32 protein-coding genes are annotated in these 25,315 nt (G+C 74.6%); 18 read left to right on the plus strand and 14 right to left on the minus strand.

Annotated elements, in window-relative coordinates:
• Positions 1-134 precede the first annotated feature (134 nt).
• Positions 135-1,025, plus strand: a complete 891-nt coding sequence (locus ACI797_RS21765) for an aldo/keto reductase family oxidoreductase (RefSeq protein WP_456861303.1) — start codon at positions 135-137, stop codon at positions 1,023-1,025.
• A 35-nt stretch (positions 1,026-1,060) separates the two neighbouring features.
• Here ACI797_RS21765 and ACI797_RS21770 read toward each other — a convergent pair whose 3' ends face one another.
• Positions 1,061-2,395 (minus strand): D-arabinono-1,4-lactone oxidase, encoded by a 1,335-nt coding sequence (locus ACI797_RS21770; RefSeq protein WP_456861305.1) that lies wholly within the window; start codon positions 2,393-2,395, stop codon positions 1,061-1,063.
• An 85-nt stretch (positions 2,396-2,480) separates the two neighbouring features.
• Here ACI797_RS21770 and ACI797_RS21775 point away from each other — a divergent pair, with 85 nt between their 5' ends.
• Entirely contained in the window at positions 2,481-3,713 is a 1,233-nt protein-coding gene (locus ACI797_RS21775; protein WP_456861307.1) for an amino acid deaminase/aldolase, read from the plus strand.
• Between the two features lie 69 nt (positions 3,714-3,782).
• Here the strand turns inward: ACI797_RS21775 and ACI797_RS21780 are convergent, their stop codons facing one another.
• From ACI797_RS21780 to ACI797_RS21810, 7 genes are all read right to left on the minus strand, one after another.
• Positions 3,783-4,088, minus strand: a complete 306-nt coding sequence (locus ACI797_RS21780; RefSeq protein ID WP_456861309.1) for a hypothetical protein — start codon at positions 4,086-4,088, stop codon at positions 3,783-3,785.
• A gap of 31 nt (positions 4,089-4,119) precedes the next feature.
• Entirely contained in the window at positions 4,120-5,739 is a 1,620-nt protein-coding gene (locus tag ACI797_RS21785) for an ABC-F family ATP-binding cassette domain-containing protein (protein WP_456861311.1), read from the minus strand.
• 56 nt (positions 5,740-5,795) lie between these two features.
• Entirely contained in the window at positions 5,796-6,221 is a 426-nt protein-coding gene (locus ACI797_RS21790; protein ID WP_456861313.1) for a DUF1801 domain-containing protein, read from the minus strand.
• Between the two features lie 9 nt (positions 6,222-6,230).
• Complete coding sequence (locus ACI797_RS21795) at positions 6,231-6,353, minus strand: hypothetical protein (RefSeq protein WP_456540044.1); 123 nt, start codon at positions 6,351-6,353, stop codon at positions 6,231-6,233.
• 33 nt (positions 6,354-6,386) lie between these two features.
• Complete coding sequence (locus ACI797_RS21800; RefSeq protein WP_456861315.1) at positions 6,387-6,608, minus strand: three-helix bundle dimerization domain-containing protein; 222 nt, start codon at positions 6,606-6,608, stop codon at positions 6,387-6,389.
• A gap of 117 nt (positions 6,609-6,725) precedes the next feature.
• Positions 6,726-7,301: a class I SAM-dependent methyltransferase gene (locus ACI797_RS21805; protein WP_456861318.1), complete on the minus strand. Its 576-nt coding sequence runs from the start codon at positions 7,299-7,301 to the stop codon at positions 6,726-6,728.
• Positions 7,302-7,314: 13 nt separating this feature from the next.
• Complete coding sequence (locus ACI797_RS21810; protein ID WP_456861466.1) at positions 7,315-8,058, minus strand: SDR family NAD(P)-dependent oxidoreductase; 744 nt, start codon at positions 8,056-8,058, stop codon at positions 7,315-7,317.
• 96 nt (positions 8,059-8,154) lie between these two features.
• Between ACI797_RS21810 and ACI797_RS21815 the strand changes: the two genes are divergently transcribed.
• A complete protein-coding gene (locus ACI797_RS21815) occupies positions 8,155-9,216 on the plus strand; it encodes a winged helix DNA-binding domain-containing protein (RefSeq protein WP_456861320.1) in 1,062 nt (353 codons plus the stop codon).
• On the opposite strand, the gene ACI797_RS21820 is transcribed toward ACI797_RS21815, so the two are convergent.
• Positions 9,213-10,088, minus strand: coding sequence for a hypothetical protein (locus tag ACI797_RS21820; RefSeq protein ID WP_456861322.1), 876 nt, complete (start codon positions 10,086-10,088; stop codon positions 9,213-9,215). The genes ACI797_RS21815 and ACI797_RS21820 overlap by 4 nt on opposite strands.
• Positions 10,089-10,134: 46 nt before the next feature.
• On the opposite strand from ACI797_RS21820, the gene ACI797_RS21825 reads away from it, so the two are divergent.
• Positions 10,135-11,106: an aldo/keto reductase gene (locus ACI797_RS21825; protein ID WP_456861324.1), complete on the plus strand. Its 972-nt coding sequence runs from the start codon at positions 10,135-10,137 to the stop codon at positions 11,104-11,106.
• 34 nt (positions 11,107-11,140) lie between these two features.
• Here ACI797_RS21825 and ACI797_RS21830 read toward each other — a convergent pair whose 3' ends face one another.
• From ACI797_RS21830 to ACI797_RS21845, 4 genes are all read right to left on the minus strand, one after another.
• Entirely contained in the window at positions 11,141-11,626 is a 486-nt protein-coding gene (locus tag ACI797_RS21830; protein ID WP_456861326.1) for a hypothetical protein, read from the minus strand.
• 75 nt (positions 11,627-11,701) lie between these two features.
• Positions 11,702-12,148 (minus strand): nitroreductase family deazaflavin-dependent oxidoreductase, encoded by a 447-nt coding sequence (locus ACI797_RS21835; RefSeq protein WP_456861328.1) that lies wholly within the window; start codon positions 12,146-12,148, stop codon positions 11,702-11,704.
• 329 nt (positions 12,149-12,477) lie between these two features.
• Entirely contained in the window at positions 12,478-13,137 is a 660-nt protein-coding gene (locus tag ACI797_RS21840) for a hypothetical protein (RefSeq protein ID WP_456861330.1), read from the minus strand.
• On the minus strand, positions 13,134-13,640 hold the full coding sequence (locus ACI797_RS21845) for a SigE family RNA polymerase sigma factor (protein WP_456861332.1): 507 nt from the start codon (positions 13,638-13,640) through the stop codon (positions 13,134-13,136). The genes ACI797_RS21840 and ACI797_RS21845 overlap by 4 nt, the downstream gene beginning before the upstream one ends.
• Positions 13,641-13,824: 184 nt before the next feature.
• Here ACI797_RS21845 and ypfJ point away from each other — a divergent pair, with 184 nt between their 5' ends.
• The 13 genes from ypfJ (at position 13,825) to ACI797_RS21910 (ending at position 23,100) form a co-directional block, all read left to right on the plus strand.
• Complete coding sequence (gene ypfJ / locus ACI797_RS21850; RefSeq protein ID WP_456861334.1) at positions 13,825-14,766, plus strand: KPN_02809 family neutral zinc metallopeptidase; 942 nt, start codon at positions 13,825-13,827, stop codon at positions 14,764-14,766.
• 21 nt (positions 14,767-14,787) lie between these two features.
• On the plus strand, positions 14,788-15,567 hold the full coding sequence (locus ACI797_RS21855) for an enoyl-CoA hydratase/isomerase family protein (protein WP_456861336.1): 780 nt from the start codon (positions 14,788-14,790) through the stop codon (positions 15,565-15,567).
• 41 nt (positions 15,568-15,608) lie between these two features.
• Positions 15,609-16,268: an NADPH-dependent F420 reductase gene (locus ACI797_RS21860; RefSeq protein WP_456861338.1), complete on the plus strand. Its 660-nt coding sequence runs from the start codon at positions 15,609-15,611 to the stop codon at positions 16,266-16,268.
• A gap of 144 nt (positions 16,269-16,412) precedes the next feature.
• The gene (locus ACI797_RS21865) at positions 16,413-17,228 is read left to right on the plus strand and encodes a hypothetical protein (RefSeq protein ID WP_456861342.1); all 816 of its coding nucleotides are present in this window, start codon (positions 16,413-16,415) and stop codon (positions 17,226-17,228) included.
• Positions 17,229-17,231: 3 nt separating this feature from the next.
• Positions 17,232-17,774, plus strand: a complete 543-nt coding sequence (locus tag ACI797_RS21870; RefSeq protein ID WP_456861344.1) for a phage holin family protein — start codon at positions 17,232-17,234, stop codon at positions 17,772-17,774.
• A 20-nt stretch (positions 17,775-17,794) separates the two neighbouring features.
• Entirely contained in the window at positions 17,795-18,496 is a 702-nt protein-coding gene (locus tag ACI797_RS21875) for a DUF3618 domain-containing protein (protein ID WP_456861346.1), read from the plus strand.
• 98 nt (positions 18,497-18,594) lie between these two features.
• Complete coding sequence (locus ACI797_RS21880) at positions 18,595-18,978, plus strand: response regulator transcription factor (RefSeq protein ID WP_456861348.1); 384 nt, start codon at positions 18,595-18,597, stop codon at positions 18,976-18,978.
• Entirely contained in the window at positions 18,975-20,234 is a 1,260-nt protein-coding gene (locus tag ACI797_RS21885) for a sensor histidine kinase (RefSeq protein ID WP_456861350.1), read from the plus strand. The genes ACI797_RS21880 and ACI797_RS21885 overlap by 4 nt, the downstream gene beginning before the upstream one ends.
• A gap of 204 nt (positions 20,235-20,438) precedes the next feature.
• Positions 20,439-21,062: a TasA family protein gene (locus ACI797_RS21890; protein ID WP_456861353.1), complete on the plus strand. Its 624-nt coding sequence runs from the start codon at positions 20,439-20,441 to the stop codon at positions 21,060-21,062.
• 31 nt (positions 21,063-21,093) lie between these two features.
• Positions 21,094-21,708 carry a signal peptidase I gene (locus ACI797_RS21895; protein WP_456861355.1) on the plus strand — a complete coding sequence of 205 codons (615 nt, stop codon included), beginning with the start codon at positions 21,094-21,096 and terminating at the stop codon, positions 21,706-21,708.
• Positions 21,705-21,884 carry a hypothetical protein gene (locus ACI797_RS21900; RefSeq protein ID WP_456861358.1) on the plus strand — a complete coding sequence of 60 codons (180 nt, stop codon included), beginning with the start codon at positions 21,705-21,707 and terminating at the stop codon, positions 21,882-21,884. Before ACI797_RS21895 ends, ACI797_RS21900 begins: the two co-directional genes overlap by 4 nt.
• Before the next feature lie 38 nt (positions 21,885-21,922).
• On the plus strand, positions 21,923-22,375 hold the full coding sequence (locus ACI797_RS21905; protein WP_456861360.1) for a hypothetical protein: 453 nt from the start codon (positions 21,923-21,925) through the stop codon (positions 22,373-22,375).
• On the plus strand, positions 22,369-23,100 hold the full coding sequence (locus tag ACI797_RS21910) for a response regulator (protein ID WP_456861362.1): 732 nt from the start codon (positions 22,369-22,371) through the stop codon (positions 23,098-23,100). Before ACI797_RS21905 ends, ACI797_RS21910 begins: the two co-directional genes overlap by 7 nt.
• Before the next feature lie 10 nt (positions 23,101-23,110).
• On the opposite strand, the gene ACI797_RS21915 is transcribed toward ACI797_RS21910, so the two are convergent.
• The gene (locus ACI797_RS21915) at positions 23,111-23,815 is read right to left on the minus strand and encodes a response regulator (RefSeq protein ID WP_456861364.1); all 705 of its coding nucleotides are present in this window, start codon (positions 23,813-23,815) and stop codon (positions 23,111-23,113) included.
• 269 nt (positions 23,816-24,084) lie between these two features.
• On the opposite strand from ACI797_RS21915, the gene ACI797_RS21920 reads away from it, so the two are divergent.
• On the plus strand, positions 24,085-25,293 hold the full coding sequence (locus tag ACI797_RS21920; protein ID WP_456861366.1) for an acyltransferase family protein: 1,209 nt from the start codon (positions 24,085-24,087) through the stop codon (positions 25,291-25,293).
• Positions 25,294-25,315: the final 22 nt, after the last annotated feature.

Below are 25,315 nucleotides of genomic sequence, written 5' to 3' on the forward strand. Positions count from 1 at the left end.
GCTGCGCGACCTGCACGCCCTGGCCCTGCTCGCAACCGGCCGGGACGACGAGGTGCGGCGGGGGGGGGGGGCGGGGGGGGGGGGGGCCCCCGCCCGGCCCCCATGACCGGTCCGGGCCGGGGCAGGAGCCGGGCATGACGACCACCGCGGAGCAGTCGGGCCAGTTCCCCCTCGGGGACCGCAAGGTGCACCGGATGGGCTACGGCGCGATGCAGCTGGCCGGGCCGCACGTGATGGGGCCGCCGGACGACCGCGACGGCGCGATCGCCGTCCTGCGCCGCGCCGTGGAGCTGGGCGTCGACCACATCGACACCAGCGACTACTACGGCCCGCACGTGACCAACGAGATCATCCGCGAGGCGCTGCACCCGTACCCGGACGACCTCACGATCGTCACCAAGGTGGGCGCGCGCCGGACGCCGGACGGCGCCTGGCCGGAGTCCCTCTCCCCCGACGAGCTGCGGACGGCGGTGCACGACAACCTCGACCACCTCGGCGTCGACGCGCTCGACGTGGTGAACCTGCGCATGCCGGGCTTCTCCGCGCCGGTGCAGCGGTCGCTGGCCGAGCCGTTCGAGACCCTCGCCGAGCTGCAGCAGCAGGGGCTGGTCAAGCACCTCGGGGTCAGCAACGTGACCCCGCAGATGCTCGCCGAGGCGCAGGCGATCGCGCCGGTCGTGTGCGCGCAGAACCACTACAACCTGGTCCACCGGGCCGACGACCCGCTGGTCGACGCGCTGGCCCGCGAGGGCATCGCGTTCGTGCCCTACTTCCCGCTGGGCGGGTTCAGCCCCCTGCAGTCGGCGGCGCTGGAGACGGTCGCCCGCCGGCTGGAGGCGACGCCGATGCAGGTGGCGCTGGCCTGGCTGCTGGCCCGCTCCCCCAACATCCTGCTCATCCCCGGCACGCGGTCGGTCGCGCACCTCGAGGAGAACCTGCAGGCCGCGGCGCGGGTGCTCGGCCCGGTGGAGCTGCAGGAGCTCGACCGCATCGGCGGCACCGGCGAGCCCGACGTCGACCTCTGAGGTGCTTCACCGGGACGAAGCACCTCGAGGCCCCCTCAGCCACGCGCCGGGCCGAGCACGCGGTCCAGGTACCCGTTGGCCAGCACCCCGGTCGGGTCGAGGCGGTCGCGCACCGCGGTGAACTCGTCGAACCGCGGGTAGCGCTCGCGGAGCACCGCCGCGTCGAGGCCGTGCAGCTTGCCCCAGTGCGGGCGGCCACCGACCTCGCCGGCGATGCGCTCGAGGGTCTCGAACCAGCGGCCGGGAGCGGTGCCGGCGGGCACGTGCGCGGCGACGTAGGCGCTGTCGCGGCCCGAGGCGGTCGACAGCGGGATGTCGTCGGCGGCCGCCACCCGGACCTCCACCGGGAACGCCTCGCGCCAGTCGCTGGCCTCGTGCGCCCGCCGCAGCTCGCCGAGCACCGCCGGCGCGGCTTCCCGGGGCACCGCGTACTCCATCTCGAGGAAGCGCACCCGGCGGCGGCTGACGAAGACCCGGTGGGCGTGGTCGGTCCAGGTGCGCGGGCCGAGCGCCTTGGCCGACATCCGGGCCAGCTGCGGCACCAGGGCGGGCACGCGCCTGCCGGCGGCGACCACGCCGGCGAAGGCGACGTTGGAGAGCACCTCGTCGTCCCAGACCGCCCGCCAGCGCGGCAGCGGGTCGACCTCCTCGATCGGCACCCGGGTGTTGCACTTGAGCAGGACGGCGTCGGTGTGCGGGAACCAGTAGAACTCGACGTGGTCGGTCGAGGTCACGAGCTCGTCGAACTCGGCCAGCGCCCGGGTCAGCGTGCCGGGGCCCTCCACCGCGCGCAGGGCGAACGCCGGCACCGCCTGCAGGGTGACCGCGGTGACGACGCCGAGCGCGCCCAGGCTCACCCGGGCGGCGGAGAACACGTCGGCGTCGTGGCCGGCGTCGCAGCGCAGCACCTCCCCCGCGGGCGTCACCAGCTCCACGCCGCGCAGCTGCGTGGCGAGCCCCCCGAAGCCGGCGCCGGTGCCGTGGGTGCCGGTGGAGAGCGCGCCGGCGATCGTCTGCCGGTCGATGTCGCCGAGGTTGGTCAGCGCCCACCCGCGGCGGGCCAGCTCGGCGTTGAGCCGGTGCAGCGGCGTCCCGGCACCGACCGTCACCAGGCCCGAGTCGGTCACGTCGTGGATGCCCACCAGCCGGTCGGCCACCAGCTGCACGTCCTCGGGCCGGCCGATGCCGGTGAAGGAGTGCCCGCTGCCGATCGGCCGCACCCGCCGGCCCTCGGCGGCGGCCCGGGTGAGGACGGCGGCGACCTCGTCGGCCGAGGCGGGGTGGACGACGTCGACGGTCGCCGACTGGTTGCCCGCCCAGTTGCGCCACCGCGTCCGCTCGCTGCTGCCCACCGGCTCGTCTCCGTCCACGGCGCCGCACTCCAGCACGGCGGTGTCGCGAGGTCAATGACCCGCCTGTTGACCACGCGTGCTGCGGCCAGCACGCTGCGGCGTCATGGTCACCATGACGCGTGCGGACGCGGATCCGGCGGAGGCACGACGGCGGCTGGACCGGGCGACCGCCGATCTCGACCCGCCGTTCGCCGTCGTCGACCTCGACGCGCTGGACGCCAACGCCGCCGACCTCTCCCGGCGGGCGGGCGGCAAGCCGGTGCGGGTGGCCAGCAAGTCGGTGCGCAGCCGGGCCGTGCTGCGGCGCGTGCTGGCCCGGCCCGGGTACGCCGGGATCCTGGCTTACGCGCTGCGCGAGGCGCTGTGGCTCGCCGGCGGGGACGACCCGGTCAGCGGGGACGTCGTCGTCGGCTACCCCACGGCCGACCGCGGCGCGCTGCTCCGGCTGGCCGCCGACGAGCGCGCCGCCGCGCGGGTCACGCTGATGGTCGACTCGGTCGAGCACCTGGACCTGGTCGACGCCGTCGTCCCGGCCGCGGGGCGGCCGGCGCTGCGGATCTGCCTGGACCTCGACGCCTCGTGGCGGACCGCCGGCGGCCGGGTGCACGTCGGCGCCCGCCGCTCGCCGGTGCACACGCCGGACGACGCCCTGGCGGCGGCGCGCGCGGTGGCCGACCGCCCGGGGTTCGCGCTGGTCGGCGTCATGGCCTACGAGGCGCAGATCGCCGGGGTGGGCGACGCGCCGGCCGGACGGCCGCTGCGCGGGCTCGCCGTGCGCGGCATGCAGCGGCTCTCCGGGCGCGAGCTGGCCGCGCGGCGGGCCGCGGCGGTCGCCGCCGTGCGGACCGTGGCCGACCTGGAGTTCGTCAACGGCGGCGGCACCGGCAGCCTCGAGCGGACCTCGACCGAGGTCTCAGTCACCGAGCTCGCCGCGGGCTCCGGGCTGTACTCCCCCGGGCTGTTCGACGCCTACCGGGCCTTCCGCGGCCGGCCCGCCGCGCTGTTCGCGCTGCCGGTGACCCGCCGCCCGGCGCCCGGCGTGGTCACCGTCGCGGGCGGCGGCTGGATCGCCTCGGGCCCGGTCGGTGGCGACCGCGTGCCGATCCCCACCCACCCCCGGGGGCTGCGGCTGCTGCCGGCGGAGGGCGCCGGCGAGGTGCAGACGCCGTTGCGCGGTGCGGCGGCCGACGCGCTGCGGATCGGCGACCGCGTCTGGTTCCGGCACGCCAAGGCCGGCGAGCTGTGCGAGCACGTCGACGAGCTGCATCTGGTCGCCGGGCACGCCGTCGTCGACGTCGTCCCGACCTACCGGGGCGAGGGCAAGGCCTTCGGCTGACCCCCTCCCGCGTTGATCATCGGCAGGTGGTCGGACCGCTCGGCGCGTCGCCCAGCCACCTGCCGATGATCAACGCGGCCGGGCGGCCTGCTGGTCGATCCAGCGCCGGTGCGCCTCCCAGGCCGACTGCCGCGTCGTCCCCAGCGCCGTGCCGATCGCCGCCCACGAGGCGCCGCGGGCCCGGGCGGTGCGCACGGTGAGCTGGCGCCCGTAGCCGGCCTTGCGGGCGATGACCTCGCCGAGGGCCAGCAGCTCGAGCGCCTCGTCATGGCTCAGCGGCGGGTCGTCCAGCGAGTCGCGCAGGCGCAGCTCGTCGAACCGGCTTACTGCCGCGGCGAGCGTGAACCGCCCCTCCAGCTCCTCGACATCCGGCATGGCACCAGTGTCCGTCAGGGCAGCCTGACGTTCAACGGGCGCGCTGGACCCGCGTCTCGTCGAAGACCGGCTCGGCGGACTCGTAGACCCGGCCGTCGGCGCCGAACACGAGGAACCGGTCGAAGGAGCGGGCGAACCAGCGGTCGTGCGTCACGGCGAGCACCGTGCCGTCGAAGGCGGCGAGCGCCTCCTCCAGCGCCTCGGCGGAGAGGACGTCGAGGTTGTCGGTGGGCTCGTCGAGCAGCAGCAGCGTGGCGCCGGAGAGCTCGAGCAGCAGGATCTGGAACCGGGCCTGCTGGCCGCCCGACAGCGTCCGGAAGAGCTGGTCGCCCTGCTCGGCCAGCCCGTACCGGCGCAGCGCCGCCATCGCCCGGCCGCGGTCGACGCCCGGCCGGCCGGGCTCGCCGTGCCAGAGCAGGTCGACCAGCGTGCGCTCCAGCCACTCGGGATGGGCGTGGGTCTGCGCGAAGAAGCCGGGGACGACGCGGGCGCCGAGCCGCCAGCCGCCGGTGTGCGCGACGTCCTGCCCGGCGAGCAGCCGCAGGAAGTGCGACTTGCCGGCCCCGTTCGCGCCGAGCACGCCGACCCGGTCGCCGTACCAGACCTCCAGGTCGAACGGCCGCATCAGCCCGGTGAGCTCCAGCTGCTCGGCGATCACCGCCCGCACGCCGGTGCGCCCGCCGCGCAGCCGCATCGCCACCTTCTGCTCCGGCGGCCGGTCCGGCGGCGGTCCGGCGGCCTCGAACTTGGCCAGGCGGGTCTGCGCGGCGGCGTAGCGGGCGGCCATCGCCTCGGAGTTCTTGGCCTGCTGCTGCAGGGTGCGCACCAGGTCGACCAGCCGCTGGTGCTCCTCCTCCCAGCGCCGGCGCAGCTCGGCCATCCGCGCGTGCCGCGCCGTCCGGGCCTGGGCATAGCCGGCGAACCCGCCGCCGTGCACCCACGCCGTCCCGCCCTCGACGGTGACCACCCGGTCGGCGACGCGGGCGAGCAGCTCGCGGTCGTGGCTGACGAACAGCACCGTCTTGCGGGTCTCGCGCAGCCGCTCCTCCAGCCACCGCTTGCCCGGGACGTCGAGGTAGTTGTCGGGCTCGTCGAGCAGCAGCACCTGGTCGGGACCGCGCAGCAGCGCCTCGAGCGCGAGCCGCTTCTGCTCGCCGCCCGACAGGGTGGACAGCTCGCGGTACTTGCACCGCTCGTACGGGACGCCGAGCGCGGCCACGGTGACGGTGTCCCAGGTGATCTCGGCCGCGTAGCCGCCGACGTCACCCCACTGGCCCAGCGCGTGCGCGTAGGCCAGCTGCGCGGGCTCGTCGTCGGTGTCCATGAGGGCCAGCTCGGCGGCCTCGACCGCGTCCCACGCCTCGCGGACGGCCGACGGCGACAGGTCGACGAGGAACCGCTGCACCGTCGTGTCGTCGCGGACCGAGCCGATGAACTGCCGCATCACCCCCAGCCCGCCGCTGCGCACCACGGTGCCGGCCTGGGCGGTCAGGTCGCCGCTGATGATCCGCAGCAGCGTCGTCTTGCCCGCCCCGTTCTCGCCGACGAGGGCGGCGCGGACGCCGTCCCCCACCCGGAACGACACGTCGTCGAGCAGGACCCGCCCGTCGGGCAGGGTGTGCCGCACACCGGAGACGTCAACCGAACCCACCCGGTCATCCTCCCGGCACGGACAACCGGTTTCGCGCGGTCGGGACGCTAGGCCGATCAGGCCGCGTAGTAGTCGTTGTCGCCGGCCTTCGTGGCGGCGACGGCGTCGCGGAGGACGGCGGTGAGCGCGCCGGTGTCCACCTGGTCGAGCGAGGTGAACCGGATGCAGCTCTTCCCGCAGGACACCTTGCCCAGCTGCTCGGCCCGGGACTCGGCGAGGTAGGTGCCCTGCACGACCGCGCAGACGTAGAGCGAGAGGTGCCGCTTCTGCGCCGCCAGCGCGATCAGCGGCCAGGGCGTGGCCTCCTTGGCGGACTTGGGCTTGTACGGCATGAGCCCGTACGCCAGCATCCGCTGCGCGCCGACCGGGAACAGCTGCCGGTCGATGCCCGGCGCGGCGGCCATCACCAGCTCGTCGACCCGGCGCAGCTCCTCCTCGCGCGGCCCCGCTGCGGAGAACCAGTCCTCGATGTCGTCGGCCATCGACCCCACCTACGTCACCGTCGAGATCAGGACGGCGGCCACGCCGAGGACCAGCGCCAGCACGAGCACCGCGGCGACCAGCCGCCGCCGGCGTTCGGCGTCCCGGCCGCCGGCACCGCCCATCCCCATCACGGGCGGCACGCTAGCGCGCGGGGACGACGACCGTCAGGCGATCGACTCCTGCAGCCGGATGCGCGCCAGCCGCTCCACCAGCTCCGGCATCGCACCCACCGGCGATCCCCCGAGGTCGCGCCGGCAGTCCCGCACCACCCGCACGATCAGCTGCGGCCGCAGCCGATCGCTGAACTCCTCGGCCAGCCGCGAGACGGCGGACGCGACCGAGCTGTCAGCGGAGGGGTCGGTGGCGGGAGGGACGACCAGGGTCATGGGCTGTCCTTCGCGGCGAGAGGGTCGGGGCTCGTGCTGTCCGGCCCCGTTCCGGATCGCGGAGACTGTGACCGATGGGACAAGGGGTGCGCCAGGGACCTAGGTCCAACGCCCAGGTCAGCCGCGTCGTGCCCACAACAGCGTGTCGAGCGCGTCGCCCTCGGGCGTCGGACGGCGGACCTGCTCCAGCCGGTCGACGTCGAGCAGCGCGGCCACCGGTGCCAGCCGCTCGACGCTGTGCAGGATCGCCGGCTCCTGCGGCCCGCCGACGCCGTCGGCCAGGTTGGCCACGTCGTGGCCGAGCACGAGCAGCCGGCCGCCGGGACGCAGCCACCCGATCGCCCGGGTGAGCACCGCGACGGTGTCCGGCTCGGGCAGGTGCAGGTAGGCCACGAGGACCAGGTCGAGCGACGACGCCGGCGCCGTCCAGGCGAGGACGTCGTCCTCGACCCAGGTCACGCGGTCGCTGCCCGGCTGCGCCCTCCCCCGGTCCAGTCCGACCGCGGAGAAGTCGACGGCGGTGACCCGCCAGCCGCGGGCGGCCAGCCAGAGCGCGTGCCGCCCCTCCCCCGCCGCCAGGTCGACGGCGACCCCGGGCGGCAGGTCCCCGAGCAGCGACGCCACCAGCGCGTTCGGCCCGGCCGACCACTGCTGGCGCTCGGCGTACCTCTGGTCCCAGTCCGCGGCGCGCATGCCGCGGAGTGTGTCAGCGCATGCCGCCGGTCACGTTGAGCGCGTCACCGGTCAGGTAGTCGGAGTCGCTGGTGGCCAGGAACAGCGCCGCCCGGGCGACGTCCTCCGGCTCGGCGAGGCGGCCCAGCGGCGAGAGCGCCGCCCAGGCGGCCACCCCCGGCACCGTGCGGTCGGCGCCGCCCATGTCGGTGCGGACGTAGCCGGGGCAGACGCAGTTGACCGTGATGCCGTGCGGGCCCAGTTCCTGCGCCGCGGCCCGGGTGAGCGCGACGACGGCGGCCTTGGACGCCGCGTAGTGCGCCTGCCCGCCGCCGCCGGAGGTCGCCCCGGGTCCGGCCACGTTGACGATCTTCCCGGCGCAGTCGTCGGCCGGGGACCGGAAGGCGATCATCGCCCGCGCCGCCATCTGGGTGGTCACCAGCGTCGCCCGGGTGTTGACGGCGAAGACCTCGTCCCACTCCTGCGGCTCGAGGTCCAGCAGCGCTCCGGAGCGCAGGATGCCGGCGTTGTTGACCAGCACGTCCACCCCGCCCAGCCAGGCGATCGCCTTCTCCATCGCCTCGCGCGCGGCGGCGACGTCGGCGAGGTCGACCTCCCAGGCGCGCCCGCCCACCGCCGCGGCGAGGGAGGCGGCCTCGTCGCGCCGACGGTCGAGGACGGCGATCCGCGCCCCCTCGGCGGCGAAGGTGCGGACGATGGCAGCGCCGACGCCCCGGGCTCCCCCCGTGACGACGACCCTGCGGCCGGCGAGACGCATCACGGGTCGAGGGTCTACCCACGGATCCGCGCCCTAACGGGCGCGGCGCGAGAATTCCGGACGGATGCGTCGGCGCCGCCTGCCAGAGTGCGGGGCATGACGACGCCGCACGAGGTCGCGCTGCTGCGGCTGGCCGCCCAGCGCATCGCCGGGCCGCCGCTGCCCACCGCGGCCGAGACCGTCCGGTGGCTCACCGCCGTCCAGGCGCAGGACTTCCCCGGCGCGCTCACCTCGGTCGCGCTGCGCACGGAGGCCGGCGACCGCGCGGCGGTCGAGGCGGCGCTCGACTGCGGTGAGGTGGTCCGGTCGTGGCCGATGCGCAGCACGCTGCACCTGGTCGCCGCCGAGGACCTCGGCTGGCTGCTGGAGCTCTGCGGGCCGCGGGTGCTGGCGGGCGCGGCTAAGCGCCGGGCCGGCCTGGGCCTCACCGAGGCCGACACCGAGCGCGCCCGCGACCTGGCGGTGGCCGCGCTGTGCGGCGGCGGCCGGCTCGCCCGGGCCGCGCTGCTGGCCGCGCTCGACGAGGGCGGGGTCGCGACCACCGGCCAGCGCGGCTACCACCTGCTCTGGTACCTCGCGCAGACCGGCACGCTGGTGCTCGGCCCGACCGACGGCGGCGAGCAGCTGTTCGTCCTCGCCGCGGAGTGGATCACCGCACCGCGCCGGCTGGACCGGGAGGAGGCGCGCGCCGAGCTCGCGCTGCGCTTCTTCCGCGGCCACGGGCCGGCCACCGTCGCCGACCTCGCCCGCTGGGCCGGCATCACCGTCACCGACGCCCGGGCCGGGCTGGCCGACGTCCGCCCGCAGCTGGCCGCGCTCGACGTCGGGGGCACCCAGCACCTGCTCGACCCGGCCACGCCCGACCGGCTCGCCGAGGCCCGCGCCGAGGCCGGCGGCGTCTTCCTGCTGCCCGGCTTCGACGAGTACGTGCTGGGCTACGGCGACCGCAGCGCGGTGCTCGCCGCCGAGCACGCCGACCGGATCGTGCCCGGCGGCAACGGCGTGTTCCGCCCGACCGTCGTCGCCGACGGCCGGATCGTGGGCACCTGGCGGTGGAACGGCAGGGGTGCGAAGCGGTCGCTGGCCGCCGAGCCGTTCGAGGAGTTCGCCGACGACGTCCGGACGGCGGTCGAGACCCGGGCGGCGCTGCTGCCCTAGACGACGCCGTTGCCCCGGAGCACGGCCACGGCGGCCACCGTCGCGTAGCCGCGCCACTCCACCGTGGCCGCCGGCGAGTACGAGGCGAAGTCCACCGGCCAGCCGCCGTCGGGCTGCTGCGCCGCCGCGAGCCGGGCCAGGTCGGCCTCCACCACGCCGGCTGCGAACAGGCGGCGGGAGGGGGCGTCGGGCTCGGGGCTGAGGTCCAGCGGGTGCAGCGCCTCGCCCGGCGAGCCACCGGCCACCGGCACGGCGCCGTCCTCGGGCACGAACCGGCGCAGCCGCTCGATCAGCTCGTCGGGCTCCGGGACGGCGTCGGCGAAGCGGACCGCGAACAGCAGCTCGTGGGCGATCGGGGACTCCCGCAGCCCGCGGATCACGGCGGTGCAGTGGTCGGTCGCCGTCCTCAGCCAGTCGGACCCGGCGACGTCGGGCCGCACGCGGGCGAGCCGGTGCGCCTGGGCGGCCACCTGGCTCGTCGTCTGCAGCGACGAGGCCGTCGGGTCGGCGCCCACCCAGAACGGTGCGCAGGCGGTCGGGTCGCGCACGGGCAGGGCGAAGGGCAGCCCGCCGTCGGGCAGGGTGGTCCGCTCGAGCCAGGAGAGCAGCGCCGGCGCGCGGGGCTCGTCGGGATCGGCGGCCTCGGCGAGCACCTCGAGCGCGTGCATGGCGCCGGCCGGCTGGCTCTCCGGGGCCCGCAGGTCGGGCTCGAGACCCCACCCGTAGCCGCCGTCGGGGTTGGCGTAGCCGTCCAGCGCGGCGAGGACGGCGCCCCGGTCGCCCCTGCCGAGCAGCAGGTCGAACCGGCGCCGGTCGAGCACGCGGGCGGAGCCGGTGACGAAGGCGGAGGCGGCGGTCAGGTCGACGTCCATGCCGCTCACGTTGGCATCCGCGCGGGCTACCGACCAGGGTGGAGGCATGGAGTACACGCGCCTGGGTTCGACCGGTCTCGAGGTCTCGCGGATCTGCCTGGGGATGATGAGCTTCGGCGAGCCCGGCCGCGGCAACCAGCCGTGGAGCCTGCCGGAGGACGAGAGCCGCCGGATCATCGAGAAGGCCCTGGCCGGCGGGATCAACTTCCTCGACACCGCGAACGTCTACTCGGCCGGGTCGAGCGAGGAGATCACCGGCCGGGCGATCCGCGACTTCACGAACCGCGACGACATCGTGCTGGCCACCAAGGTGCACGGCCGGATGCACCCCGGGCCCAACGGCGCCGGCCTCTCCCGCAAGGCGATCCTGCGCGAGCTCGACGAGAGCCTGCGCCGGCTGGGCACTGACTACGTCGACCTCTACCAGATCCACCGGTGGGACCCGCGCACGCCGGTCGAGGAGACCCTCGAGGCGCTGGACTCCTGCGTGCGCTCGGGGAAGGTGCGCTACCTCGGGGCGTCGTCCATGTGGGCGTGGCAGTTCGGCAAGGCGCTGCACCTGGCCGGCGAGCACGGCTGGCACCGGTTCGTGTCGATGCAGGACCACTACAACCTGCTCAACCGCGAGGAGGAGCGGGAGATGCTCCCGCTGTGCGCCGACCAGGGCATCGGCGTCATCCCGTGGAGCCCGCTGGCCCGCGGCCGGCTCACCCGCGACTGGGACGAGACGACGAACCGGTCGGCCAACGACGCCTTCGGCACCAAGCTCTACGACGAGCGCAGCGACCGGGCGATCGTCGAGCGGGTGGCCGAGATCGCCCGCGAGCGCGGCATCTCCCGCGCCCAGGTGGCGCTGGCCTGGGTGCTGGCCAAGCCCGTCGTCACCGCGCCGATCGTCGGGGTGACCAAGGACCACCACCTCGACGACGCCGTCGCCGCGGTGGACGTGCAGCTCACCGACGAGGAGATCACCCGCCTCGAGGAGCCCTACACGCCCCACGCCCCGGCCGGCTTCTGAGCCGGCACGAGCAGACCCGTAGCCGCGGCCGGCGTCAGCGGGAGAAGAGTCGGGAGAAGAAGCCCTTCTTCTCCGGCTCCCAGCCCGCCGCGGCCAGCAGGTCGAACAGCGGCTGCTTGATGCGGGAGGTCTCGAACTCGTAGCTCCAGGTGTGCCCCTCCTGGCCGTGCGAGGTGGCCCGGAGGGAGATGCCGCCGCCCCACTGCTTGCCGACGGACCTGCCCTTGAAGAACTCCTTCTGGCCGCCGAACTCCATCTTCCCGTCGCGGAAGCGGACGTCGCTCTCGCTCTCGGTCTTGCGCTCGGTGAACTCGTAGGTGCCCGAGCCCTCGTCGAGGGTGACGGTGATCGCGTAGTCCTTGTCGATCGTCCCGGCCGAGAGCAGCCCCTGGTAGGTCACGTCCGCGATGTCCCAGGTCCCCACGATGGTGTCGCCCTGGGCGGTGTAGCGGAACGGCTGTCCCGGCGGGTTGAGCTCGGCGGCCACGCGGGCCTGGGTCTCGGCGATGCTGAGCGGCACGGGGGTACGTCCTCGGTCGATCCGGATGGGTGCGGCCGGAGAGTGTGTCCGCCGGGGGCGTCCCGCGCCAGGGGTTCAGCCGCGGCGTTCGACGAGGAACACGGGGATCAGCCGGTCGGTCCGCTCCTGGTACTCGGCGTACGGCGGGTAGGCGTCGACCGCCCGCTTCCACCAGATCTCGCGCTCCTCGCCGGAGATCTCGCGCGCGACGCCGTCCCAGGGCTCGGAGCCGTCCTGGACGGTGACCTGGTCGGGTGCCGCCCGGAGGTTGTGCACCCACGCCGGGTGCTCCGGCGCGCCGCCCTGCGAGCCGACCATGGCGTAGACCCCGTCGTGCTCGACCCGCATGAGCGCGTTCTTGCGGACCTTCCCGCTCTTCGCGCCGCGGGTCCAGAAGACCGCGATCGGCAGGCCGGTGTCGCGCAGCGTGTTGGCCTCCCGGCCACCGGTCGCCTCGTAGCGCTCGACCTGCTCGCGGACCCAGCCCTGGGCGCTCGGCTCGTACTCCCCCTGCAACGGCATGGATCCGAGACTAGGTCGGGCGCCGCGAGCCGGCAGCGGACGACAGCGGTCGTGCCGCCCGCGCCCGCTCCCCGCCTCGGTCGCCGGGTGCTCGGGCCCGCACGGCCCGGCTTCCGGGCGCCGTGGACCGGCGGAGGACGGCGGGCGGTCCCCGCCGGCTGCTGCGCCGCGGTGACGGTGGAGCCGCTGATCGCGCACCACCAGGTGCTGGCGCTCCCAGCCATGCTCCGGCTCGCCGCTCCCGCCGGGTGCCCGACCTGGGCTGGGCGCTGCGCCGAACGCACGACGGCCCCGCACCCGGACAGGGTGCGGGGCCGTCGCGGCGGTCGTCAGTCCACCCAGCAGGCCCGCTGCCAGACGGCCTCCGGGAGGTCGACGGTGTCGCAGGTGGTCCACCGGTCCTGGAACGTCCACGCGCCGTCGACGTGCAGGAACAGCCCGGTCTGCCCGTCGCCCAGCTCCTCGCCGGCCGGGTCGATCCAGGTCTCGGAGTAGCCGGCGGCAGCCCAGGTACCGGCGCAGACGGGCACCTCGCGCGGAAACATCGTGTAGGTGTGGTCCGCGGTGTCCGGCGGCAGCGCCGCGTCCAGGGTGGCGACGTCCGGGCACTCGGGCGTCTCGGGGACGGCCGGCTCGGTCACCTCGACGTCGGTCTCGCTCGTGGGCGTCTCCGACTCGACCGGGGCGGACGTCGTGGTGGCCGGGGGCGTGGTCGCCTCCGAGGTGGTCGGCGCCGGCTCGTCGGTCCGCGACGGGGTCGGCTCGACCGTCTGCGTGGCCGGGCCGCCGTCCGAGCCGGTCAGGAACGACGCGCCGACCGGGATGCCGGCGACGACGAGCACCACGGCGGCGACGGCGCCGGCCAGTGCGATGCGGGTGCGCTGCTGGTGCCGACGGCGGTCGTAGAGCCGGTCGAGGAGGTCCGGGGCGGGCTCGCCGACCAGGTCGGCGTCGCGGTGCAGGGCAGCGCGCAGGTCGAGGTCGTTCATCGTGCTCCCTCCGGGGCGAGGTCGGGCTGGGTGAGGAGTTCGCGGAGACGGGTCAGACCACGGGAGGCCTGGCTCTTGACCGAGCCGACCGAGCAGCCGAGCGCCTCGGCGGTCTCGGCCTCGGTGAGACCCTCGTAGCTGCGCAGGACCACGACCGCGCGCATCTTCGGCGGCAGCTGCTCCAGCGCCTGCAGCGCCCGGCCCGCCTCGATCCCGCCCGTCTCGGCGGCGGCGCGCTCGGGCAGCTGGTCGAGCAGCACCTCGTGCACCCGGCGCCGGCGGCGCCAGCTCGTGTGCGTGGTGACCAGCACCCGGCGCACGTAGGCGTAGGCGGCCTCGCGGTCGGACAACCGGTCCCAGTGCCGCGACGTCTTCAGCAGCGCGGTCTGCAGCAGGTCCTCCGCCTCCCCCCGATCGGAGGTCAGCAGGAACGCCACCCGCAGCAGTGCGGGTGACCAGCGCGTGACGAACTCGGCGAACTCGTCGTCGAACTCCCGGCCCACCGGGCCTCCCCCTCGTTCCGGCGGCCCCCCTGGGCCGCATCCACCCCATAGACACGCCAGCCCGGGAGGAAAAGGTTGAGCGGCGTCGGGGAATCTTCGGGCCGGGTCGGTCCGGGAGCCCGGGGACGCGCGGGCTCGGGACCAGTGGGGTTACCGGGGCGACGTTCCGGGGAAGCCACCGCCCGTGAGGTTCAACGAGGGTGCCGACCTCGAGACGTCGGACGTCTCAGACATCCGCGGCAGCGGAGGTGGACGCGGCTTCGGCGGCGGGCGCGGCATCGCCGTCGGCGGCGGTGGCCTCGGCCTGGTCGGCCTGGTCATCGTCGTGCTGCTCAACGTGCTCGGCGGGGGCGGCGGCTCCACCGGCGGGGGCGGCGGCGGGCTCGGCGGGCTGGCCGGGTTCGGCGTCAGCCAGGGCCAGGCGGCCGACAACGGCGAGCTCGAGCAGGACTGCCGCACCGGCGCCGACGCCAACCGCGACGCGCAGTGCGCCGCCGTGGCGTCGATCAACTCCATCCAGGACTACTGGGAGCAGACCCTCGGCGGCCGCTACGTGCGCACCGACACCGTCTTCTTCACCAGCCAGGTGCAGACCCAGTGCGGCGGCGCGACCAGCGGCTCCGGGCCGTTCTACTGCCCCGCCGACCAGCTGGTGTACATCGACCTCACCTTCTTCGACACGCTGCAGCAGCAGTTCGGCGCCGAGGGCGGCGTCTTCGTCAACGCCTACGTGCTCGCCCACGAGTACGGCCACCACGTGCAGAACCTGCTCGGCTTCAACCAGCAGGTGAACTCGGGCGAGACCGGTCCGACCAGCGGCACCGTGCGCCTGGAGCTGCAGGCCGACTGCTTCGCCGGCGTCTGGGCCAACCACGCCGAGACCGTCCCGGACGAGTCGGGCCAGCCGCTGATCAGCGACATCACCCAGGACGACATCGACCGCGCGCTCGACGCGGCCGGCCGCATCGGCGACGACTTCATCCAGCGGGAGCTCGGTGGCGGCACCGTGAACCAGGACGCCTTCACCCACGGGTCGTCGGAGCAGCGGCAGAAGTGGTTCACCACCGGCTACGAGACCGGCGACCCGAACCAGTGCGACACGTTCTCCACGAACGACCTCGGCTGAGCGGCCGATAGCCTCGGCCGGGTGGGAGACCTGCTGACCGTCGAGCGCGACGGCGGCGTCGCCGTCCTCACCATCAACCGGCCCGAGAAGCGCAACGCCATGACCGCCGGCATGTGGGCGGCACTGCCGGACCTCCTCGCCGGGCTGGCCGGCGATCCCGCCCTCCGGGTGCTCGTCGTGACCGGCGCCGGGCCGAGCTTCTGCGCCGGAGCCGACATCGCCGACCTGCTCAGCGGTCCTGACGCCGACGACCCGATGGCCGACGTCCGGCGGGACAACCTCGCCGCCCAGGCCGCGCTGCGCACCTTCCCCCACCCGACGGTCGCCGCCGTCCGCGGGCACTGCATCGGCGGCGGGGTCGAGCTCGCCGCGGCGTGCGACCTGCGCTTCACCGACCCCACCGGCGTCTTCGGGGTCACCCCGGCGAAGGTGGGCGTGGTGTACGCCCCGGCGTCGACCAGGGCGCTGCTCGACCTCGTCGGCCCGGCCATGACCAAGTACCTGCTGTTCAGCGGCGAGCTCGTCGACGCACCGACCGCGCTGCGGGCCGGCCTGGTCGACCGGCTGGTGCCGGCCGAGGACCTCGACGCCGAGGTGCGCCGGTTCGCCGACGTCCTGGCCTCCCGCTCGGCGCTCACCCAGCGGGCCACCAAGGAGGTGGTCGCGGCGCTCACCGCGGGCGGCGACGGCGAGCGCGAGGTGGCCCGCTGGTACCGCGAGACGATCGCCAGCGGCGAGCTGGCCGAGGGGGTCGCCGCGTTCGCCGAGCGCCGTCCGCCGCGGTTCGGCTGGACCGTCTGACCAGCGGGAATCCCCCGCGCCCGGTGGCGTTGCACGCCGCCATGACCACACTCGGCATCATCGGCGCAGGCAACATCGGCTCGGCGCTCGCGGAGGTCGCGCTCGACGCCGGCTACGACGTCGTCCTGTCCAACAGCCGCGGACCGCAGACCCTCACCGACCTCGTCGCGGACCTGGCCGCCCGACCCACGAACCGCGGGACCGTCCGGGCCGCGACCGCCGCCGAAGCCGCGGCCGCCGGCGACCTCGCCGTCGTCACGGTGCCGCTGCACGCCTACCGCGACGTGCCGGCCGACCCCCTCGCGGGCAAGGTCGTGCTCGACACGAACAACTACTACCCGCAGCGCGACGGGCACATCGCCGAGCTCGACGACGGCACCGCCACCTCCTCCGGGCTGCTGCAGGAGCACCTGTCCGGCGCGCACGTGGTCAAGGCGTTCAACCACATCGGGGCGCGCGACATCGTCGGGCACCGGACGGCGGCCGACGCCGCCCGCCGCCGGGCGCTGGCGGTCTTCGCCGACGACCCGGCAGCACGCGGGACGGCGGCGTCGTTCGTCGGTGACATCGGCTTCGACGTCGTCGACGCCGGCACGCTCGCCGACAGCTGGCGGATCGAACCGGGCACGCCCGGGTACGGACCGGATCTGGACGCCGAGGGCCTCCGGGACGCGCTGGAGCGAGCCCACCGCTCCGTGTGATCGTTCTCGTCTCGGTTTGATCGTGTCACCCCTGGGGGTACCAGGCGGATCGCACGGTGGCGCTCACCGCCCGATGCGCACGGATGCGCCGGGCGTTCACCGGAGCGCCTCGTACCACCCACACAGACCCGCCGAGGAGGACCGATGACTCACTCCATCGACGCCCCGTTCCCGCCGCCGCCGGCGACCACCACCGGTACCAGCGGCGCATACGCCACGGGCAGCGAACCGTCGACCACCGACGTCGCCAAGGACGAGGCCAAGAACCTCGGCCAGACGGCGCAGCAGGCCGGCAGCCAGGTCGCCTCGACCGCTGCCGACCAGGCCAAGGAGGTCGTCCACGAGACGCAGCGCCAGGCCAAGGACCTGCTGGAACAGGGCCGCTCGCAGCTGAAGGACCAGACGGTCGCCCAGCAGCAGAAGGCCGCCCAGGGCCTGTCGTCGCTGGCCCAGGAGCTCCGCGGCCTGGCCGACGGCAGCAGCCAGGGAGCCCCTGGCCCCGCCCGTGACCTGCTGCAGCAGGCCGCCGGCTTCGTCGAGAACTTCTCCGGCAAGCTGCAGAACCGCGAGCCGGCCGACCTGCTCGAGGAGGTCCGCAGCTTCGCCCGGCGCAAGCCCGGGACCTTCCTGATCGGCGCGGCCCTGCTCGGGGTTGCCGCGGGCCGGCTGACCAGCGGCGTGAAGGCCGCGCACAGCGACTCCGGCTCGTCCGGGCAGCACGCGGCCGGCACCGGCTACACCTCGAACTACGTCGACCCGGCGCCGAGCTACTCGGCCGGCTACGCCGACAGCGGCTACGCGACCACCACCGCGGGCTACACGGGCACGCCCGGCTACGAGACCGGCGGCACACCGCTGCCGCCGCCGCCGTATGGCACGGTGCCGCCGGCGGGCAGCGTCGTCCCGCCGACCACCCCGGCGGGCTGGGACGACCCGACCCGGCGCACGGGCGGGGTGTGATCCATGAGCACCCCCTACAGCGGCGCCACCGGCTACAGCGGAACGCCGGGCGACACGCAGAGCATCCCCACCGTGGGGCCGGAGCACGGCAACTACGCCGTCGGACCCGAGTCCTACGGGTCGCACAGCGGCAACCTGGGCACCCCGATGACCGAGGAGGGCCGCCCGGACGTCGAGGGCACCTCCGTCGGCCAGCTGATCGGTGAGGTCACCAAGGACCTCTCGGTGCTGATGCGCCAGGAACTCGAGCTCGCCAAGGCCGAGCTCAAGGTCGAGGCCAAGAAGGCGGGTCAGGGCGCCGGCATGTTCGGCGCCGCCGGGTTCGCCGGCTACATGCTCCTGCTCTTCCTCTCCATCGCCCTGTGGTGGGCGCTGGAGAACGTGATGGACGCCGGCCTGGCCGCGCTAATCGTCGCGATCATCTGGGGCATCGTCGCCGCGGTCACCTACTCCATGGGCCGCAAGAAGTTCCGCCAGGTGAACCCGAAGCCCGAACGGACCGTCGAGACGCTGCAGCAGGTGCCCAGCGCTCTCAAGCCGAACTGACCAGACTTGGAGTTGCACAGATGACCAGCAGTGACCCGGACGTCATCCGGCGGCAGATCGAGGACACGCGGCGTGAGCTGAGCTACGACGTCGACGCCCTCAACGAGAAGGTCAACCCGGCCCGCGTCGTGGACCGCCGCGTCGCGAACGTGAAGGGCCGCTTCACCAGCGTCAAGGAGAAGGTGATGGGCAGCGCCTCGAACACGACCTCCGACATGCACGGCATGGCGCAGCACGCGGCCGGCTCCGTGCAGGGCGCCGCTTCCAACGCGGCCGGCTCGGTGCAGAACGCCGCCTCCAGCGCGGCCGACTCGGTGCAGAACGCCGCGTCCTCCGCGGTGAGCACGATCCAGGAGGCGCCGGACATGGTGGTGCGGCAGGCCCAGGGCAACCCCCTGGCCGCCGGGCTCATCGCCTTCGGCGTCGGCTGGCTGGTCTCCAGCCTGCTGCCCGCGACGCAGAAGGAGCAGCAGCTGGCCCAGCAGGCCGAGCAGGCGCTGCGCGAGAACAAGGACGCGCTGCTCCAGCCGGCCAAGGAGGCCGCGCAGGAGATGGGCGAGCAGCTCAAGCCCGCCGCCCAGCAGGCCGTCGAGGAGGTCAAGTCCACCGCCCAGGACGCCGCCCAGACGGTCAAGGGCGAGGGCCAGTCGGCCGTGCAGGACGTCCAGGGCCAGGCCCAGCAGTCCAAGGAGACGGTGCAGAGCCAGGCGTCGAGCTCCTGACCTGACCTGATCGGACGGCGGCGCCGTCCTCACCCGCAAGGGGTGGGGACGGCGCCGCCGTGCTGCAGGCGCTCGCCCGGGACGCCGTTGCTCCTCCCGTGGAGGCACCGGATGCGACCCCGCGGGTCCTCGTCGCCGACGACGAGGACGACATCCGCGCGCTCGTCGGCCTGGCCGTCCGCAAGGCCGGCTGCACGGTCGCGGCGTCGGTGGCCGACGGCACCGCCGCGCTGACCGCCGCCCGGGCCGAGCTGCCCGACCTCGCCGTCCTCGACGTCTCGATGCCCGGCAGCACCGGGCTGGAGGTCTGCGGCGCGCTGCGCGCCGACGCGGCGACCGCGGGCATCCGGGTGCTGCTGCTCTCGGCCGGGGCCTCCCCCGACGACGTCGCCCGCGGCCTGGCCGCCGGGGCCGACGCCTACCTCGCCAAGCCGTTCGGCGTCGCCGCGCTCGCCACCCGGGTGCGGGAGCTGACGGCGTGACCGAGCTCGCCGATCCCGCGCACGTCGTCGCGCAGCTGCGCCGCACCCTGGCCCGGCAGGCGGCGCAGATCGAGCGGCTCGAGGCCGAGCAGACCGCGCTGCACACCCAGATGCAGACCCGCGGCGAGGAGCTCGAGGTCGCCACCCGCATGCTGCGCGCCCGCGCGCGCACGATGACCAGCGTCATCGACGCGGTCACCGAGCAGTCGATCATCGGGACCGACCGCGACGGCGTCGTCCGCGTGTGGAACCCCGGCGCGGAGAAGATGCTCGGCCTGCCGCGGGCCGAGGTGGTCCGCCTGCGCTCGATCACCGAGTTCCACCTGCCCGAGGAGCTGGCCGAGGCCGCGGAGGTCGCCGGCGTCCCCGCCGGCATCGACGCCCTCGTGCACGCCGCGCAGGAGCACGGCAGCGACGTCCGCGACTGGACCTACGTGGCCGCCGACGGCTCGCACCGCACGGTGTCGGTCGCCATCACACCGCGCACGGACGACGACGGCGTGCACGCCGGCTGGAACTTCGTCGGTACCGACATGACCGAGGTCCGCGCCACCGAGCGGATGAAGGACCAGTTCGTGAGCCTCATCAGCCACGAGCTGCGGACGCCGCTCACCTCGATCCTCGGGTACCTCGAGCTGGTCCTCGACGACGAGGAGGAGCCGCTCACCGAGACGCAGACCGGCTACCTGCGCACCGTCGAGCGCAACGCGCAGCGCCTGCTCGGCCTCGTCGGCGACCTCCTGTTCACCGCGCAGGTCGAGGCCGGCCGGTTCACCCTCACGCCTGAGGACGTCGACCTGGCCGCCGTCGCGCGCGCCGCCGAGGAGACCGTCCGGGTGACCGCGGCGGCCGCCGGCGTGGAGGTGCGCGTCGACGTCCCCACCGACGGGCTGGTCGTGCGCGGGGACGCCATGCGGCTCGGCCAGGCCTGCGACAACCTCGTCTCCAACGCCGTCAAGTTCACGCCGGCCGGCGGGCGGGTCACGATCGCGCTGCGGGCCGACGTCGGCGAGGACGGCTCCCCCGTCGCCCGGCTGTCGGTGAGCGACACCGGCATCGGCATCCCCACCGGCGAGCAGGGCAAGCTGTTCACCCGCTTCTTCCGCGCCTCCACCGCACGGCGCAGCGCCGTCGCCGGCGTGGGCCTGGGCCTGTCGATCACCAAGGCCATCACCACCGCGCACGGCGGCACGCTGGACCTCACCAGCGCCGAGGGCCGCGGCACCACCTTCACGCTCACCCTCCCCCGCGCCTGATCCCCGCTTTCGGCGCCGAAAGCGGGGCCGTTTTCGGCGCCTAACGCCGGGCTGGGCCGCCGTGAGCCCCTGATCTGCGGGTTTCCCGCACGAGCCTTGCGCAATCCTTGCGGATTCCGGGCGGGTGCCCTGCGGTTGCTCGCCCAGAGTTCTCCCTGTCGCCGGACACCCGGTGGCGCAACGGACACAGGGAGAAGCACGGACATGAGCAGCAAGACCCGCCGCAGCAACACCCGCAAGGTCGTCGGCTCGCTGGCCATCGCCGGCGCCGCCGCCGCCGTCGCCGGCCTCGGCACCTTCGGCACCTTCACCGACAGCACGACCCCGGTCGCCACCACGGTGCAGACCGGCACGGTGGACATCAACCTGAACCAGCCGAGCGGCGCCTACTCGATCCCGGTCACCACCACCAACTTCGTGCCCGGTGACTCGCTCACCCGCGCGGTGAGCCTGACCAACGACGGCAGCTCGGCCCTCTCCTCGGTCTCGCTGACCGCGATCGGCACCGGTACCGCGAACCCCCTGACCACCGACACGGTCAACGGCCTGCAGCTCTCGCTGAAGTCCTGCTCGGTCGCGTGGACCCAGGGTGGCACCGCCGCCGCGCCGTCCTACAGCTGCTCGGGCACCGAGCGCAGCCTGTACGCCGGGCCGGCCGCCGCGGGCAACATCGCCCTGAGCAACCCGGCCAGCCTCAACCCGGGTGGCGTGGACCACCTCGTGTTCTCCGTGTCGCTGCCGACCTCGGCCGACAACTCCTTCCAGGGCAAGAGCGCCTCGCTCAGCCTGACCTTCACCGGCACGCAGCGCGCCGCTGCCGCCAAGTGACCGCGGTCCGACGACTCCTCAGGGACATCCGATGACCGCCGTGCTCCCCGTCCGCCGCCCGGGGGCAGCCCTCGCGCTGCCCCCGGTTGCGGGGACCGCCACCCGCCGGGCCGGAGCGGCGCGCACGATCTCCGCCGGCCTCGTCCGCTGGTCCGTCCGCGGGCTGCTCGCGGCCGCCGTGCTCGCCTTCGCCGTCCTCGCCGTGGGCCCGCACGTCCTCGACTACCGGACGATGACGATGCTGACCGGCTCGATGGCCCCGCAGATCGAGGCCGGGGACGTGGTGATCTCCACCCCCCTCGACGTCGAGGACGTCACCGAGGGCATGGTGATCAGCTACCACATCCCGATCGACGACCACCGCGTCGTCACCCACCGGGTCGTCTCCGTCGAGCACGGCGACGACGGCAGCGTCACCGTCCAGACCAAGGGCGACGCGAACACCGCGGTCGACCCGTGGCAGGCGACGCTGCAGGGCGACACCGCCTACCAGGTGCAGGCCGTCGTCCCCGAGCTGGGCCACGTGATCCAGTTCCTGCGGGAGCCGGTCGTCTCCAAGGCCCTGGTCTGGGGCGCCCCGGCGCTGCTGGCCGGCTGGCTGATCCTGTCGATCTGGCGGCCCGAGGACGAGGAGGACGAGAAGTGACCCGCATCGCCCTCGACTCCGACGGCGTGCTGCGGCTCCTGGCCCGCCTGCACGGCCCCGCGGACGGGCAGGACCTCCTGCCGCTCGTCGACGCCGACGACCTGCACGAGGTCGACCTGGACGCCGAGCTCTGGAACCACCTGCCGGACGCACCCGCCGCCGGCACCGACCGCTGACCACCGCACACCGAAGACCTCGAGGGGAGGACCCGGACATGACCCGCATCCGCCGCATCGCCGTCCTGCTGGGCACGGCCGCCGCCGTGCTCCTCGGCACCGCGCTCCCGGCCGGCGCGCAGTTCTCCAACGCCGCCGGCCTGCCCACCATGGCCGTCTCCACGGTGACCGTGGACGCCCCCACGAACCTCAACTTCGGTGGCACCAAGTGCACCACCACGACCAACGCCGACGGGACGACGACCACCACGCTGAACGCCAAGCTCTCGTGGCGAGCCAGCAACACCCGCGGCGTCAGCGGCTACCGCGTCGTCGCGCTGGTCAACGGGTTCCCGTACCCCATCGACGAGGTGCCGGCCTCGGTCACGTCGCTGACCGGCAACTACGACGCCTCCGTCGTCAACAACAACAACATCACCGTGACCGTCACGACGCTCACGTCCTACGGCTGGACGAAGCAGTCCCAGCAGGTCGGAGTCATCAGGTGCTGACCGCCCTCGTCGTCGACCCCTCGCAGGACGCCCGCCGCCGCGTCGGCGCCCTCCTCCGCCTCGGCGGGTGGCACGTGGTCGAGGCCACGGACGCCGCCTCGGCCCTCCGCATCGCCGCCGTCCGGGACCTGGACCTGATCGTCACCGACGTCGTCCTGCCCGGCGAGACCGGCCTGTCGATGCTGAGCCGGCTGCGCACCGCCGGCTGCCGGGCCCGGTTCCTCGTCGTCACCGACGACCCCACCGACCGCATCCGCGCCGCCGCCGCCTCCGTGGGCGCCCTGGCCTGCCTGGCCAAGCCGATCGACCCGCGGGCGCTCATCGACTTCCTGCGCCGCCGCGCCGGGGCACCGGCCGCGCGGGTCCGCCACCTGCGGGTCGTCCGCGACGCCGAGCCGGTGGCCGCCGACCCGGCCGACGTCGACGCCGCGACCATGGGCCGGCTGCAGGAGATGTTCATCAGCGCGCTGCCGCACCGCCTGTCGCTGATCGCCGACGGCGCCAAGGCCGGCGACGCGATGGCCGTCGCCGCGGCCGCCCTGACGCTGGGCGGGGCCGGCGGCCAGCTCGGCCACCCGCGGATCGCCGCGGTGTGCCAGGAGATCGCGGCGGAGGCACGCCGCGGGATCGTCTCGCAGAACCGGCTGATGGAGCTGCAGGTGCTGAGCCTGCGGGCCACGCGCGCCAACCAGGTGGCCGCGGGCGCCTTGCTGGCAGGGGTCTGAGGGCGGGCGGTCAGGCGACGAGGCGGTAACCGACGCCGCGGACGGTCTTGATCTCGGGGTTGTTGAGCCCCGCGGCCTGGAGCTTGCGGCGCAGGTTGGACATGTGCGCCTCGACCAGCCGGAGGTTGCCCTCCCAGTCGGTCTGCCAGACCTCGCGCAGCAGGGTCTCGCGCTGCAGCACCCGGCCCGGCCGCGAGGCCAGCGCGGCCAGCAGGTCGAACTCGGTGCGGGTCAGGTCGACGACGGCGCCGTCGACCCGCACCTCGCGGCTGTCCTCGTCGACCTCCAGCTCGGCCAGCCGGCGCACCGTCTCCTCCACCGGCTCCCGCGGGGCGGGGGCGACGGCGGCGCGGGGACGGCGCAGCAGCGCCTGCACGCGGGCGACGAGCTCGCGCGGCGAGAACGGCTTCGCCATGTACCCGTCGGCACCGACGGCGAGGCCGATCAGCAGGTCGACCTCCTCGGCGCGCGCGGTGAGCATGAGGACGTAGCACTCGGTCTCCGCGCGGATCTGGCGGCACACCTCGGTGCCGTCGGCGTCCGGGAGCCCCAGGTCGAGCACGATGAGGTCCGGCGTCTGCCGACGGACCTCCGCCAGGCAGTCCGCGCCGGTGCTCACCGTGCGGACCTCGAAGCCGGCCCTGCCGAGGACCGTAGCGACGAGCTCACGGATCTCGTCGGTGTCCTCCACCACGAGCACGCTCTGGTCGGGCAACGAACCGCTCCTCCTCCTCGACCTCGCCGTGGGCCGACCCCAGGCGTCACCTGGTCGGGTGATCGGCAGCGGGCGGGGCCCGCTTGAGCGGGCGGGGCAGCCGCCAGTGGCGCACCTCACCCGTCCGGGTGGATGGGTCGCGCGGCCGGCCGGGTAGGTGAATCGGGTCACACGGGCACGGCGCTGACCTGGGGAGGAAGACGGAGAGCACCTGGGCGACTCCGCCGATCCCTGCGAGCGCCAGCGCACGCTCTTAGCGTCGGGAAACGATGCCTTCGATCCGAGAGCACCGCACCGAGACCGCCCCCGCCACCGCGAAGGGGCGCCGGCTCGACCTCGACGTCGTCCGGGGCCTGGCCATCCTGCTGGCCCTGGGCTGGCACTTCTCCGGCCCCAGCGGCAGCTGGCTCGTCGACGTCCTGCAGTTCCCCGGCCGCATGTTCGGCTGGGCCGGCGTCGACTTGTTCTTCGTGCTCAGCGGCTTCCTCATGGGCCGGCTCGTCCTCGCCGAGCACGCCCGGACCGGCAGCTTCGACGGACGCCGGTTCACCGTCCGCCGCGTGCTCAAGCTCTGGCCGGTGCTCTACGTCTTCCTCGTGGTGCACGCCCTCTTCGGCAGCGAGCCGCTGGGCTCCTACCTGTGGCAGAACGCGCTGCACGTGCAGAACTACGCGGGCACCTCGCTGGCGCACCTGTGGTCGCTGGCGGTCGAGGAGCACTTCTACCTGGCCCTGGCGCTGCTGTTCCCGCTGCTGGTCCGGCGCCGCGGCGGCAAGCTCGAGCTGTTCGCCGGCGTCCTCGTCGGCGTCCTGGTCGCCGCGCTCGTCCTGCGGATCACCGGCGGGCTGGCCGGGGTGAGCGAGACCCGGCTGCAGTGGCGCACGCACTTCCGGGTCGACTCGCTGGCGGCCGGGGTGCTGCTCGCGGTGGTCAGCGTGCGCTGGCCGGAGCGGTTCGCCGCGCTGCAGCAGCGGCGGCGCGCACTGCTCGCGGTGCTGGCCGTCGGCGTCGTCTTCCTGTGCACCGTCGGCAAGCAGGGCCTGGTGGGCAGCACCATCGGCTTCACGGTGGCGTACGTGACCGCCGCCGCCGTCCTGCTGCTGCTCTACCGGGCGGCGTGGGTGTCGCGCGCCCGCTGGGTCAGCGCGCCGGTGGCCGCGCTCGGCCGGTACTCGTACGGCATCTACATCTGGCACATCTTCGCCGCGCACACGGTGCTGGGTTGGCTCGGCCGGAGCCCGGACGACGCCTCGCCCGCCGCGCTGGCGGTCAAGTACGGCTCCGCCGTCCTGGTCGGGATCGCCGCGACGGTGCTCGTCGAGCGGCCGGCCCTGCGGCTGCGCGACCGGCTCGTCCCGGCCACCCCGACGGAGAAGGTGCTGACCGACCCCGCGCTGGTGCCCGAGCGGCCGCACCGGCCGCTGCACCCGCCGGTGCTCGAGGCGCCCGTCCTACCGGTCCGCCTGCTGGCCAGCTAGCCGACCGCGACGTTCCCGCGGG

Source organism: Geodermatophilus sp. SYSU D00691 (genome assembly GCF_054050275.1).